The organism is Thalassospira sp. (assembly GCF_002709775.1).
Taxonomy (GTDB): Bacteria; Pseudomonadota; Alphaproteobacteria; order Rhodospirillales; family Thalassospiraceae; genus Thalassospira.
This window is the reverse complement of sequence record NZ_PAQR01000008.1, coordinates 56,364-70,849: the sequence shown is the minus strand read 5'-3', so window position 1 is coordinate 70,849 and position 14,486 is coordinate 56,364. Positions and strand designations below refer to the sequence as shown.

Sequence of the window (14,486 nt, the reverse complement as noted above, 5' to 3'; positions counted from 1 at the left end):
TTGGTGATTACCTTGACCAAACGCAATCAAACAGCGCCGGTATCTTCGATCACGTCCTTGCCGCCTTCGATGATGGCAAGGCGAATGCGCTCTGACGCCTGATTGACGTCGTCGGGCTCTTCGCCGCGCACCACCAATGTGGTGCCAAGTTTGCCTTCGCGCAGGAACGGATAGGACCCGATATCGGTTGCAGGGAAATCGCCCTGAATTTCGGCCAGCACCTTGGCGATCGTGCCTTCAGGGATGTAACCCCCGACAGAACGCGACACCATCGGCTTGCCGCCGATCAACTGATGCTTGATGCCCTGGAACATGGCCTGCATGATCATCGGCACGCCGGCCATGACATAGACATTTTCCATGCGGAAACCCGGTGCCTTGGAGATAGGGTTTTGTACCAGTTCCGCCCCGACCGGAATGCGCGCCATACGCAGGCGGGCTTCATTGAGGTCTTCGGGGTTTTCATAATGGCTTTTGAGCAATTCGTGTGCGTCGGCATTCAGCTCAATCTCAACGCCAAATGCCTTGGCGACACATTCAGACGTGATGTCGTCATGGGTCGGACCGATGCCGCCGGTGGTGAAGACATAATCAAACTTTGCCCGGCATTCATTGACCGTGGCAATGATGGTGTCTTCGATGTCGGGGATCACGCGGGTTTCGGCCAGACGCACGCCAAGCGTATTCAGCTCTTCCGCCAGATAGGGCAGGTTCTTGTCATGGGTGCGGCCAGACAGGATTTCATTGCCGATAATAATCAGGCAGGCACGGACCGGATCAGACATCATAACCCCACAACATCATTCAAATTCTTTTGCCCTGAACCATACGCCACAACGATGCAGCTGGCTCACAGGAAATCGCGCAGCATTGCCACAAGCGGCACATCAGCCGGCGGCATCGGATAATCGCCGAGACGCACCGGGCGCACCCATTTCACCTGCTGGCCTTCCATCGGCGTAATTTCGCCTTTCCAGACGCGGCAGAGATAAAGCGGCATCATCAGATGGAAATCATCATAGGTGAAGGACGCAAAGGTAAAGGGCGCCAGGCAGCTTTCGGTGATATCAATGCCAAGCTCTTCCTTGAGCTCGCGCACAAGCGCCATTTCGGGTGTTTCCCCGGCCTCGACCTTGCCACCGGGGAATTCCCACAGGCCTGCCATGGATTTGCCTTCCGGGCGCTGGGCGATCAGCACGCGATGATCAATGTCGACCAGTGCGACGGCACTGACGAACACGGTTTTTTCCGGGATTTTGCCCTGGCGCAGGTCAACCGACATGCAGCCTTTATCTGGTTGTTCTATTGTCATGGCACTGTTTTATCGCGCCATCAAACCTTCGCCAAGAGCTGAAAGCATCGCGCCATCAAACTTCAATGTCATCAGGTGCCAATCCCTTGAGGTATCGATCATACGCCGCTTCATACCCGGCTTCGAGATCGCGGGTGTAGCCTTCGGAATCAAACAGCGGGCAGGTTTTGCTTTGATCCTTCACCTTCTGCTTCAAGGCCGCGATTTTTTCGGGGTTACGCGCCAGATCAAGAGCGATGGCCTCGTACTCGGCTTCGTCCTTTGCAATCAGTTCCGGCAGGTTTGCCGCATGAAGGATACTTGCCGCCACCCGCGCCGCAAATTGTTCGCCCGGCAGGGTCACAAGCGGCAAACCTGCCCAAAGCGCGTCACTCGCCGTCGTGTGGGCATTGACGTTAAAGGTATCAAGCAACAGGTCGCCATGTTTGTGGCGGGCAAGGTGTTCCGCTGGTGACAGTTTTTCGGCAAAGACCAAACGATCCGGATCGACACCACGTTTTTGTGCCTCATTACGCAAGTTTTGCGCTGCGTAATCATTGCCCTTGAACAACCACAGAACCGACCCTTCAACCTGTTTTAGGAGCCGCATCCAGATATCGAATTCACGCGGGGAGATCTTGTAGGTGTTGTTGAAACTACAGAAAACGAACCCGTCATCCGGCAGGCCGAAATCAGCGCGCGTCGTGTTCGTTTCGGGGATGAGACGCTGATCATCGTTGGGCTGATAACAGTGCGGCAGATAGATCGGCTTTTCCGAGAGATACTGTTTGTGCGTTTCGGGAACCGTGACCTTATCAACGACCATATAGTCGATGAAGTGGGCCCCGATGGTCCCCGGGTTGCCAAGATAGTTGATCTGAAGCGGAGCGGCACGGCGCGCGAAAATGCCGATCCGGCCCAGTTTTGTATGGCCTTTGAGATCAACCGCGATATCAATCTTCTTTTCGCGCGCAAGTGCGACAATCGCGTCATCCGATGCCCGCTCAACATCGGAGAAACTTTCAAAGTAACCTTTTGCCTGATCAAGGCTTTGGCTTTCCTTGATCAGGCCATATGAAAAGGCATGAATTTCAAACTTGTCGTGATCATGATGGCGCAGAAGCCCCATCATCAGCGAAAGCGTCGCGTGATCCTGAAAATCGGCGGAAAAATAACCGATGCGCAGCTTAGCCGGCCGTTTGGCTGGGCGGGGCAACTGCCATTGGGTACCGCGACCGAAATTAACCATCACCAGACGCTGGCTTCTGAGCAATTGCCGTTCCGGTACGTCTTCGAGTTTTAACAGCGGAAATGGTGAAACGACTTCCCCCTCAACGCCCAATGTATCGGCGGCACGCGAAAAGGCTTCAAACCCGGACCAGTCACACATCATTGCCATGGTGTAATACTGATTGGTCAGAGCACTTTTCATCGTGGGGGCAATAGAATACGCCTTGGCGTATCCTTGGGCCGCGGCCTGCAAATGACCCTTGATGAAGAAAGCTTTGCCCATGTTGCTATAGGCGTCGGCAAGTTGAGGATCGAGCTGAAGCGCCTTGGCAAAATACTGTAGTGCTGTGTCAACCTGCCCCACCTTCAGCAGAACATTGCCTGCACTGTTATAGGCTAGTGCATAGTTGGCATCACAGTTTACCGCACGCTGAAAGCATTGCAGTGCTTCGTTGAACTTGCCGATGCTTTGATAAAACATGCCAAGGTTCTGATGGGATTTCGGGCTTTGCGGTGCAAGTTCAACAACCTTCTCAAAGCTCTGCGCGGCCTCAACATAGTCCTTTTTCAGGAAATGGGCATTTGCCAAAAGGTCCCAAAGCACGACTGCATTGGAATTCGTTTTCAGCTGTTCTTTGCAAATGGAGATCGCCAGATCAGGATCATTGCTGCGCATGGCCTTTTCAATGCGCGCCACCACCTTTTCCATCGCCGTGCTCAAAACGTCTTCCCCATTCCCGGATCAAAATTCGCCAGTATGTTACGAACTTGCAAGGTCAATGTCTGCAGGAGCCTTGCCCGCGAGATAGCGCTCATAGGCTGCGTCATAGCCCCGCTCGAGATCAAGGGTATATGTTTTGGTGTCAAACAGCGGACAGGCTTTTACGTTTTCCGCCACCTTGGCCTTCATGGCAGCCAGCTTTTCCGGATGAAGCGCCAGATCAAGGGCGATGGCCTCGTAATCTTCTTCGGATTTGGCAATCAGCTCGGGAAGGTTTGCGGCCTTTAAGACGCTTGCTGCCACACGGGCGGCGAACTGTCTGCCGGGCAAGGTCACCAGCGGCAACCCGGTCCAGAGCGCATCACTTGCCGTCGTATGCGCGTTCACATTGAAGGTATCAAGGAACAGATCGGCATGTTTGTGGCGGGAAAGGTGCTTTGCTTCTGGCAGGTATCCTGCGAACACGAGGCGCGCTGGATCGACACCACGTTTTCCAGCTTCTTTTTGAAGGTTGAGCATTGCGTCTTCGCTTCCTTCAAACAGCCACAGCACAGAGCCATCGACCTTATTAAGAAGCCGCATCCAGATATCAAACTCACGCGGCGAAATCTTGTAATTGGCATTAAACGAACAGAAGACAAAACCATCTTCAGGCAAGCCGAGCTCGCTTCGGGTTTGTTTATTTTCCGGAAACTCGCGACCGCCATCATTTGGCTGATAGCAATGCGGCATATAGATGATTCTTTCGGAACAGGCGTTTTTGTAGTCGTCGGGAATGATGGTGTGATCAGCGATCAGATAGTCGATATAATCGGCCCCCAACGTTCCGGGATAACCAACATAGTTGATCTGGATCGGCGCCATCCGCGGGGCAAATAGTTGCGGTCGTCCGTTCTGGGTATAGCCCTTGAGATCGATCGCAATATCGACCCCCTGGTCACGGGCGTGCTGAACAATTTCCGCATCGGACGCATTGCGGACATCCCAGTTGTAATCAACCAGTTTTTGGAGCTGACCACGGCGCCAACCATCGGTCACGCTGCCATAGCTGTAGGCGTGAATTTCAAAGCGGCTTCTATCGTGCGCGCCGAAAAGCCCCATCATCAGGGAAAGCGTCGCATGATTGTGAAAATCAGCAGAGAAATAACCGATCTTCAGTTTTTCAGGGCGCGCTGCAGGGCGCGGAAACTGTTTAACGGGATCACGCACGGCAAGTTCCTGCGCCCGGTTTTCCGAGCGTTTTTTCTGCGCGTATGGATCGTCCTCAAAATGCAGTAAGGAAAATGGCGATACCGAATTTCCCGGCTTTCCAATTGGCTTAACATTTTGGAATTCGGGTGCGAGCGGATCCCAGTCACAGATTTGCGCGCGCGCATGAAGAAAGTCGGAAAGTGCGGTCATATTATTCGGGCGGAGTTTCGCAACTTGCTCGAACGCCTGTTTGGCAGCGCCGCGCTTCTTATTGCGATACAGGATAATACCAAGATTTTGATATGGTTTGGCCAGCTCCGGATCGTTCTTAATGGCCTGCACACAGAACTTTTCGGCTTCGTCCAAGCGCCCCATTTCCAACAGAACGCCACCGATGGCACACAGAACCCCTGCGTTCTCAGGTTCAAGATACCTGGCATTCTGAAAGGCTTGCAGAGCTAGTTCGTACCTGTTCTGCTCGGAAAACAATGTCGCGATATTGACCCAGGCCATGCCAAAGTTTTTATCGAGATCTATGGCTTTGCGCAGGCACCTTTCGGCTTCTACCGGGTTCTGATTTCTGGAGTAGCCAAGTCCCAAAAGGTTCCACACCTGGGCACTGTCCGGTGCGCCCTCGACCAGTTTCTGGGCGAGTTCGATGCCCTTTGCATATGCGCCCTGATCAATGAATTCCCTGGCTTTTACAAAAGCCTGCTGGGCCGACATGCCAGCACCCGATTTGGCATCCTGCAACTTTTCAAGTGCTGCCTTTGCACGTGTGTTTTTCGGGAAGTCTTGAAGAAACAGTTCATAAAGCTTGATGGCCTCATCGATCTGGCCCTGTTTTTCCAGCTTTTTGGCACGCTTGGACAGTTGATCAAAAGAGGACACTTTTACTGGATCTCCGTAATTGTAATTCGCGCGAAAAGTCTAGGAGCAGGCCATTAAGGACTGATAAACACAGGCCCCAATAATACGCATTGGATAGCTGGCTTTACACGCTTTGGTTGGTTGCCGCAAAGACACGCTTGTGTGATTCCCGCGGATATCGAAAGAATTGTTTTAAACGGATCGTGATCGGCTAACGTATTGAAGATACGAAATTTGAATTTGCACTGGTCCGTAATCCGTATGTTTCCAAAGAAAATCCTGAGCCTGACCACCAGCTCACTTGTCGCAATGGTGCTGCTGGCAGGCTGTGACAAGCTGGCTGCCTATAACCACTGGCAGGCGGGCGATATCAAACCCGATGTGGCGGCGCTTCCCTATGGGCCGGAGGCGCGGCAGGTTCTTGATCTTTATTTGCCGGATACATCGATGCAGCCCGCACCGCTTCTGGTGTGGTTTTATGGTGGGTCGTGGGATTCCGGAGATCGGGCGAAATATGCCTTTATCGCTCGGCGCTTTACCGAGCTTGGCTATGCAGTCGCCATTCCCGACTACCGGTTGGTGCCCGATGTGCGTTTCCCGGCCTTTATCGAGGACGGGGCATCGGCACTTGCGCAGATGAAAGACTATGCCGGGCAGAACCCGGATCAGATCAGGGACGTCCCGTTCCTGTTGGCCGGGCATTCTGCCGGGGCCTATAACGCGGTTCATATGGTGGCCGATCCGAACTATCTGCAACCGGTCGGGCTGGATGCGGATGATATTGCCGGGATTATCGGACTATCGGGGCCGTATGATTTTTATCCCTATGATGTTGCCGCAACTCAGAATGCGTTTGGCGATACACCCGCGCGTGACAGCCAACCGGTCGAGATGGATCTGGCGCATATGCCACCGTTGCTACTGATTACCGGCACGCGTGATCATACTGTGTTGCCGCGCAATTCGCGCAGGCTGGCGGAACTAGCACCAGAGGCCGAACTTGTTGAAGTTCCCGATACCGGTCATGCCGGAACGCTGATTGCGTTGGGTTTTTATCTGACAACCGATAATGCGGTGTTGGGGCCAGTCAAACAGTTCCTGCGCGATACATTGCCAACCGGGGTGGCAACCGCAAGCAACTGACAAAGAAAAAGCGCGCATCCTTTTAAAGATGCGCGCTTTTTATACCGTCTTGCCAGCTTCGATCAGCTCAGCTGACCGTGGCAATGTTTGTATTTCTTGCCGGACCCGCATGGGCAAGCCTGGTTACGTGCAACGCGGCCCCAGGTCGACGGATCGTTGGGGTCAACATTACCCGATGCCTGACGGGACTGAACGGTAGCAGTGTCGGTGCCCTGTTCTGCCGCTTCAAGCTCGTCACGGTTTTCGTGCATTTCCTGCTGCGGACGGCGTGCTTCAAGGTCTTCGGGGCGCGGGGTCGATTGCAGTTCGACATGCGAGAGCATCTGGGTCACGCGTTCGCGGAGCGACACCAGCATGGCTTCAAACATGTTAAAGGCTTCGCGCTTGAACTCATTGAGCGGATCACGCTGACCATAAGCACGCAGGCCAATGCCCTGACGCAGGTGATCAAGTGCCAGAAGATGTTCTTTCCAGGACTGATCAAGCAGCTGCAGGACGAGGCTTTTTTCAACCTGGCGCATGATATCAGCACCATAGTTGGCAACCTTGGCCGCCATTTTTTCGTCTGACGCCTTTTCAAGGCGTTCGCGCATGACTTCCTGATCGATGCCTTCTTCCTTGACCCAATCTGCAATCGGCAGATCAAGGCCCAGAAGACGGGTGACTTCTTCGTGCAGGCTGGTAGTTTCCCACTGCTCCGGATAGACCTTGGCCGGGCAATATTTGTCGACCATGTCTTCGATGACTTCGGCGCGCATGTCGGCCACGTCTTCGGCGACGTTTTTGGCCTGCATCAGATCGCGGCGCTGTTCATAAACGACCTTACGCTGGTCATTCATGACATCGTCAAACTTCAGGACGTTCTTACGAATGTCGAAGTTGCGGGCCTCAACCTTCTGCTGGGCCTTTTCGAGCGCCTTGTTGATCCACGGATGGTAAATCGCTTCACCTTCCTGCAGACCCAGTTTCTGGAGCATGCTGTCCATGCGCTCGGAGCCAAAGATGCGCATCAGGTCATCTTCAAGCGAGAGATAGAATTTCGAACCACCCGGGTCACCCTGACGGCCGGAACGACCACGCAGCTGGTTATCAACACGGCGTGATTCGTGACGTTCGGTACCGATCACAAACAGACCGCCAGCCGCCAGGACCTTTTCCTGATCGGCTTTGACCTCTGCCTTGATCTTTTCAATCGCGGCTGCACGTTTGGCTTCGTCGGTGACGTTGGCCAGTTCGTGTTCGACACGCATCTCGACGTTACCGCCAAGTTTGATGTCGGTACCACGGCCGGCCATGTTGGTCGCAATGGTGATCGCACCCGGCGCACCGGCCTGGGCCACGATCAATGCTTCGCGTTCATGCTGTTTGGCGTTGAGAACTTCGTGCGGGACTTTCTTCTTTTTCAGAAGGTCCGAAAGGATTTCCGATTTCTCGATCGAGACGGTACCGACAAGGGCCGGCTGGCCCCGTTTGTGGCAGTCTTCGAGCTGTTCGGAGATCGCAATCCACTTTTCATTGGCGGTACGATAGATTTCGTCATCGGCATCCTTACGGGCGATCGGGCGATGGGTCGGGATTTCGACAACCTGAAGGTTGTAGATTTCCTCGAATTCTTCGGCCTCGGTCATCGCCGTACCGGTCATGCCAGCAAGGGTCGGATACAGACGGAAATAGTTCTGGAAGGTGATCGATGCCAGAGTCTGGTTTTCGTTCTGGATCTTGACCTTTTCCTTGGCTTCGAGTGCCTGATGCAGGCCATCGGAATAGCGGCGGCCTTCCATCATACGACCGGTGAATTCGTCAATGATGACGACCTTGTCGTCCTTGACGATATAGTCGGTGTCTTTCTGGAACAGCTTGTGCGCCCGCAGGGCCTGGTTGACGTGATGGACAAGGTGAACGTTGGCAACGTCATAAAGCGTGCCTTCGGTCAGGATTTCCATTTCCATCAGAAGCTGTTCGGCGTGTTCGGTGCCTTCTTCGGTCAGGGTGACGGCGCGCGCCTTTTCATCCTTCTCAAAGTCTTCCTCAACCAGTTTCGGGATCAGTGCATCAATCGCGCGATACAGCTCCGAACTGTCTTCGGCCGGGCCGGAAATGATCAGCGGGGTACGGGCTTCGTCAATCAGGATCGAGTCGACTTCATCGACGATGGCGAAGTTGAACGGGCGCTGCACCATGTCTTCGAGACGGAACTTCATGTTATCGCGCAGATAATCAAAGCCGAGCTCGTTATTGGTCGCATAGGTAATGTCACACGCATAGGCTTCGCGGCGCTGGTCATCGGTCATGCCGTGCATGATCACGCCAACGGTCAGACCAAGGAAGCCATAGACCTCGCCCATCCATTCCGCGTCACGACGGGCCAGATAGTCGTTCACGGTCACCACGTGAACGCCCTTGCCTTCAAGCGCGTTCAGATAGACCGGAAGGGTCGAAACAAGGGTTTTACCTTCACCGGTTTTCATCTCGGCAATTTTGCCGGATGTCAGAACCATGCCGCCCAGAAGCTGCACATCATAATGACGTTCGCCGCGGACACGTTTGGATGCCTCGCGGATGGTGGCAAAGGTATCAGGAAGGATATCGGTCAGAGTCTCGCCATTCTTGAGACGTTCGCGCAGCCAATCGGTACGGGCGCGCAGTTCGTCATCAGAAAGCTTTTCGACTTCGGGTTCCAGGGCATTGATTTGCTCGACCGTGGCCCGCAGGGCTTTGACTTCACGATCGTTAGCTGAACCGAAAATTTTCCGGGCAATAGCGCCGAGCATTAATACGTTCCTGAACAAATAAATTAAGACACAATAGGCACCGACAGAAAGCGGAGCCCGATCACAGATAGAACCCTGCCTGCCATCTGTCAACGGAACGAACCAATATCGCTAATGCAGAGCGGGAAATTAGGCGTTTTCGCACCGGATCGCAGGCAAATCCGGGCATCTTCACGTTTTCGTTTCTGCTGTTTGATCCCTTCTTGCTTGAGAAATGCGAAGAATAGTCGTATTATTCGCGTCATAGTTTTACACCCTAACAGAGCATGTAGCTCGTTTTGGCGCGCAACGGCATTTCCGATACGCTGCCAAATCACATCCTCAGGAGGAGGATTATGGTCGATTTCTCAGCGCTTAATCCGTTTCGACAGGGGCAATCCGCCCTGCAGGATGCGCGTCAGCCCCTTGGCAAAAACAGTCCCGATGCCGGTGATACCGCAGCACAAGCGCGCCCGGATGCGCGCACGCGCATTGATCCGGTGGCCCTTTCTGATGACGCCCTTGCCGCACACAACGATAGCCAAAAGCTTGCCCCTGCGACGAGCAAGGCGCTTTCCAGCGAACCACTGACCACAGACGAGCTGTTTGAACGCGCACTTGATGCGTCGCTTGAACTGATCCGCGGCAGTGTCGAGGAAATGTTTGCGCTTTCGGGTATGTCCGAAGAAGACGCCATTGCCGCAACCGATGCCATGTTCAATGGTATTCGCGATGCCGCCAGCGGCCAGGACCAGTTCGAATTTTCCTTTGATCAGGCAATCGCAAGCCATAGCAAAACCGCCATTTCATATGCCGGTGCCAATGGTGCTGCCGTCGGTGTTTCGGAATCCGCGATGATGGCGGTTCAGTCGCTTGATATCAGCATTAACAATGAAACCGGCGAATTCTCGTTCAATTACGAGGCTGCGAAGGTTGAGGTTGTTCGCACCGAAGCGGTCGCGATTGGCAACAGCATGGGTGCCGCCCTTGGCGCACTTGGCACTGTCATGGACGGACTGGGTGGCGGATCGCTTGTCGATATGCTGGGCAACCCGGCCAGTGCCGGTGATGGCGGGCTTCTGTTTGATATCAATGATAACGGAGTCGCCGAATTCATCCGTGAACTGATGAACGCAACGGTCGGCAGTGATGATGCATCGGAAGACGGCGAAGACGGTGCCGCAGCCGGTGCAGCCCAGACCAGTGGTCAGGCGCTTGCGGCCGAACGTATGGCAGCGCTGAATGCCCAGATCACCGAACAGTTCATGGAACAGGCTACCCTGATTGTACGCAGCATCAATCAGCCCGCACCGGAAGCCGGCGAAGGTAACGGCCCGCTTCAGCTGACGGTTGATATGATGATGCCGATGGGCCGATTTGGTCAGGATAACGGCAATGCGACCTTCACCTTCCCGAATGGTGAAACCGTGCCCGTCATTGACCCGACACAGGAACAGGATGTTCTGATTTAACAGCAACGGGATGTCGACCCGACATCCCGCAGCCCTTCAGGAAGGAGGCGCTGAATGTTTGAGCACACAACAGCTTCAAACCATACCGCAGCGGATAGTGCCGCCGGGATCGCCGCCTTGCGCGCGACTGCCAACAGTGCCGTGACAGCAAGCAGCGCGCATACCGATGCGGATGCTACGGACCAAACCGAAGCAGCATTGGCGCGACAGCGCACCATTTCCGATCAGATTGATCTGAGCATGGAAGCCAACGAGCGCATCGAAAGTGCCCTTGGTGAATTCCAGCGCCCGGTATTTGAAATCAATACCGCACCGCTTGAAGCCTTCAAGGGGCTTCGACCCGCCCTTGATGAAGCCCAGACGCGGATGAACCGCGATGCCTTTATCATTCTGGCGATGATGGGCGTGCCACCCGCAAAGGCGCGCGAAATTGCCAATGCCATGACCGGCGGTGATCCGGCCGAGCTTAAGGCGGTTGGTGCGACAGGTGCGCAAGCGGCGATATCGATGCAGGATCTTTCGATCAACATCGCCCAGGGCAACAGTTCGATCAATCTGGGTCAGGTTTCCGTATCCTCGCGCAGTTTCGAGATTGATTTCAGCGCGATCGAAACCCGCTTTTCGAGCCTTGCCGGGACGACGGATATCTCGATCTCGGAATTTCATGCCCATATCGAACTGATCCGCATCGAGATTTCCCAGATGTTCCAGCAGGACCCGCTGATCCTTGATCTGGATGGCAACGGGATCGACATCACCAGCGTGATGGACGGCAAGCGTTTTGACATTGATGGCGATGGCAACCTTGATCAGACCGCCTGGGTTTCGGGCAATGATGCCTTGCTTGCGCTTGATCGCAATGGCGACGGGGTCATCAATGACGGGCGCGAGCTGTTTGGCGATCAGAACGGTGCCAAGGATGGTTTTGCGGAACTGGCGAAATATGACGACAACCTTGATGGCGTGATTGATGCCACCGATGACGTGTTCAGCTCGCTTGTTTTGCTGCGTGCGGATGGCAGCCAGCAAAGCCTTGCCGATGCCGGGATCAAGTCGATCTCGCTATCGCTGATCACCCCGCTTGATGAGCGTCTTGTTGGCGGCAATCTGGTGGCCGGATCACGTTTTGAACGCGAAGATGGCAGCACCGGGCAAGTCGGCGAAGTCTTCTTTGACGTTAAAGCCTGAGCCGCTCCCCTTCATCAGATTTCATCTAACCGTCATCTCATCGCCCGGCGTTTTGAAGCGCGCGGGCGATGATCGTTTTGCGGCGCCCGGTTCAACCACGGCGGATCATTGCGCATATATCAAACTTCATACTTAAGCGTTTCACATTTTGGACAGAATGCTTTGTCAAAAGGTGCGTCATCCACGGCGAAGCCTTGTGCAGGCAACACTTATGTGTTTTACCCGTGGGCAGAGGCATCGGGCACAAGCCCGTCTGAAATTAAAGTCTGGAGAAACTATGCTGCGCAAATCCCTTCTTGCCGCGTCCCTGGCAACCGTCATTTTTGCATCCCCTGCCATGGCGCAGGACGCTGCACCGGCAGAAGACCCGGTGCTGGCGACGGTCAATGGTGAGGAAATCCTTGAATCCGAAGTCCGCGCAACCCAGCAGGGCCTGCCGCAACAGTATCGCCAGCTTCCGTTTGAAATGCTCAAGGCGGATCTTCTGACCCGCGAGATTAACCAGCGCCTGCTGATGAAAGCCGGCAGCGACGCCGGTCTTGCCGATGACGAGGAAGTCAAAGCACAGATCGCAGCGCTTGAGCGCCGCCTGATTGCGGAAACCTATCTTGATCGCGCACTGAATGATGCGATCACCGATGAAGCGGTTAACGCGAAATACGAAGAATTCATCGCCACGAATGAGCCGGAGCCGCAGGTTCACGCCCGCCACATCCTGCTTGAAAGCGAAGAAGACGCACAGGCGATCATCGCCGAGCTTGATGATGGTGCCGACTTCGAAGAACTCGCCAAGGAAAAATCGACCGGTCCGTCCGGCCCGAACGGTGGCGATCTTGGCTTCTTTAACCGTGGCGACATGGTTGCACCGTTTGCCGATGCCGCCTTTGCCATGGATGCAGGCACCTATTCCAGCGAGCCGGTTCAGACCCAGTTCGGTTGGCACGTGATCAAGGTTGAGGAAGTCAAGGAAGGCACCCAGCCGTCAATCGACGAAGTCCGTCAGCAGCTGGTGGCTGAAATCAGCCGCGATGCGTTTAACGGTCTTGTCGAAGACCTGCGCGATGATGCCGAAATCGTCAACTTCGTCGAAATCGAAGCCGAGAAAGCAGCAGAAGAAGCTGCCAAGGAAGCACCGGCTGAATAAGACAGGAAACACGGCGGTCGCATTGTCCTGACCGCCCCTGACTTTCCAAAAGATCAAAACGGGGTGTGGCCATTGGCTTCACCCCGTTTTTTGCAGATCACTTTGCAGGTCACTGTGATCCGCAAACTGATTCTGCCGCTTGCTTTTCGCCACCATTGCGGCAGGATAAAGCTACTTGTTCAATAAAGGAATTTGCACCGATGGTTGCGACTGCCATTTCACCGCTTGCCCCTGCGGCATTCCCCGATCTTCCGGCGATTGCCGGTGTCAAACTGCATACCGCGACCCTTGGCATCCGCTATAAGGGCCGCCCGGACGTGCTGTTGGCAGAACTTGAAGCCGGAACCCAGGTCGCAGGTGTTTTCACCACATCGACCACAGCATCGGCTGCTGTGCGCTGGGGCCGTGAAGCACTTAAGGGTGGCAGTGGCCGTGCATTCTTTGTCAATGCGGGCAACTCGGTCGCCTTTACCGGCAAGGCGGGTGAAAAGTTCGTCGCCGACAAGGTCGAAACCGCGTCCAAGGCACTTGGCTGCGCCAAGACCGAAATCTTTACCGCATCGACCGGGGTGATTGGCGAACCGACCACGGCAAACCGCATCACCGATGCGATGGATGACATTCTGGCCAATGACGCAAGCTGGCTTGATGCCGCCAAGGCGATCATGACCACCGATACCTTCCCCAAGGGCGCGTCGGCCACCGCGACCATCAATGGCAAGACCGTCACCATCGCCGGGATCGCCAAGGGATCTGGCATGATCGAGCCGAACATGGCGACAATGCTGAGCTTTGTCTTTACTGATGCCGCCCTGCCGCACAGCGTTCTGCAGACCATTCTGGCCGATTGCAACAATCGCAGCTTCAATGCGATCACGGTTGATAGCGATACCTCGACCTCGGACACGCTTCTGGTGGCAGCCACAGGCAAGGCGGGCAATGACGTCATCAATGATGTCAACGATCCGGCACTGGCGGCGTTTAAAGCGGCATTTGAAGACGTGCTGCGTGATCTTGCCCATCAGATCGTGCGTGACGGCGAAGGCGCATCAAAGTTCATCACGGTTAATGTCACCGGTGCGGTGAGCGAGAAAGAAGCCAAGACTGCCGCCAAGGCGATTGCAAACTCCCCGCTGGTTAAAACAGCCATCGCCGGTGAAGACGCCAACTGGGGCCGTATCGTCATGGCGGTTGGCAAATGCGGTGTTACGGCCGATCCGAACAAACTGACCGTTGCCATTGGTGGCATTACGCTTGCCAAAAATGGCGAACGCGTTGCCGATTACGACGAAGGCCCGGTCGAAGCCCATATCAAGGGTCAGTATATCGATATTGATGCCGATCTTGGCTTTGGCGATGGTGCAGCCACGGTCTGGACCTGTGACCTGACGCATGGCTATATCTCGATCAATGCGGATTACCGCAGCTAACGATCAAAGATCGCAAAAAATCAAAAACGCCGCCTTCGATGAGGGCGGCGTTTTGC

Annotated in this window: 10 protein-coding genes; 5 read left to right on the top strand and 5 right to left on the bottom strand. The window is 54.7% G+C overall.

Annotated elements, in window-relative coordinates; all coding sequences use genetic code 11:
• Positions 1-26: 26 nt before the first annotated feature.
• From CMO10_RS04370 to CMO10_RS04355, 4 genes are all read right to left on the bottom strand, one after another.
• Entirely contained in the window at positions 27-788 is a 762-nt protein-coding gene (locus tag CMO10_RS04370; RefSeq protein ID WP_082049786.1) for a competence/damage-inducible protein A, read from the bottom strand.
• Between the two features lie 62 nt (positions 789-850).
• The gene (gene mutT, locus CMO10_RS04365; RefSeq protein WP_063088498.1) at positions 851-1,282 is read right to left on the bottom strand and encodes an 8-oxo-dGTP diphosphatase MutT; all 432 of its coding nucleotides are present in this window, start codon (positions 1,280-1,282) and stop codon (positions 851-853) included.
• A gap of 85 nt (positions 1,283-1,367) precedes the next feature.
• A complete protein-coding gene (locus CMO10_RS04360; RefSeq protein ID WP_297019039.1) occupies positions 1,368-3,242 on the bottom strand; it encodes an O-linked N-acetylglucosamine transferase, SPINDLY family protein in 1,875 nt (624 codons plus the stop codon).
• Positions 3,243-3,281: 39 nt separating this feature from the next.
• Positions 3,282-5,324 carry an O-linked N-acetylglucosamine transferase, SPINDLY family protein gene (locus CMO10_RS04355; protein WP_297019038.1) on the bottom strand — a complete coding sequence of 681 codons (2,043 nt, stop codon included), beginning with the start codon at positions 5,322-5,324 and terminating at the stop codon, positions 3,282-3,284.
• 240 nt (positions 5,325-5,564) lie between these two features.
• On the opposite strand from CMO10_RS04355, the gene CMO10_RS04350 reads away from it, so the two are divergent.
• Positions 5,565-6,446 (top strand): alpha/beta hydrolase, encoded by an 882-nt coding sequence (locus tag CMO10_RS04350; RefSeq protein ID WP_297019037.1) that lies wholly within the window; start codon positions 5,565-5,567, stop codon positions 6,444-6,446.
• Positions 6,447-6,508: 62 nt separating this feature from the next.
• Here the strand turns inward: CMO10_RS04350 and secA are convergent, their stop codons facing one another.
• Positions 6,509-9,217, bottom strand: a complete 2,709-nt coding sequence (gene secA / locus CMO10_RS04345; RefSeq protein ID WP_297019036.1) for a preprotein translocase subunit SecA — start codon at positions 9,215-9,217, stop codon at positions 6,509-6,511.
• Positions 9,218-9,552: 335 nt separating this feature from the next.
• Here secA and CMO10_RS04340 point away from each other — a divergent pair, with 335 nt between their 5' ends.
• The 4 genes from CMO10_RS04340 to argJ all read left to right on the top strand — a co-directional run bounded on the left by CMO10_RS04340 (position 9,553) and on the right by argJ (position 14,430).
• Positions 9,553-10,668: a hypothetical protein gene (locus tag CMO10_RS04340; RefSeq protein WP_297019035.1), complete on the top strand. Its 1,116-nt coding sequence runs from the start codon at positions 9,553-9,555 to the stop codon at positions 10,666-10,668.
• Between the two features lie 54 nt (positions 10,669-10,722).
• On the top strand, positions 10,723-11,856 hold the full coding sequence (locus tag CMO10_RS04335) for a hypothetical protein (protein ID WP_297019034.1): 1,134 nt from the start codon (positions 10,723-10,725) through the stop codon (positions 11,854-11,856).
• A gap of 277 nt (positions 11,857-12,133) precedes the next feature.
• Positions 12,134-13,000 (top strand): peptidylprolyl isomerase, encoded by an 867-nt coding sequence (locus CMO10_RS04330; protein WP_044829274.1) that lies wholly within the window; start codon positions 12,134-12,136, stop codon positions 12,998-13,000.
• A 200-nt stretch (positions 13,001-13,200) separates the two neighbouring features.
• The gene (gene argJ / locus CMO10_RS04325) at positions 13,201-14,430 is read left to right on the top strand and encodes a bifunctional glutamate N-acetyltransferase/amino-acid acetyltransferase ArgJ (RefSeq protein ID WP_044829275.1); all 1,230 of its coding nucleotides are present in this window, start codon (positions 13,201-13,203) and stop codon (positions 14,428-14,430) included.
• Positions 14,431-14,486 lie beyond the last annotated feature (56 nt).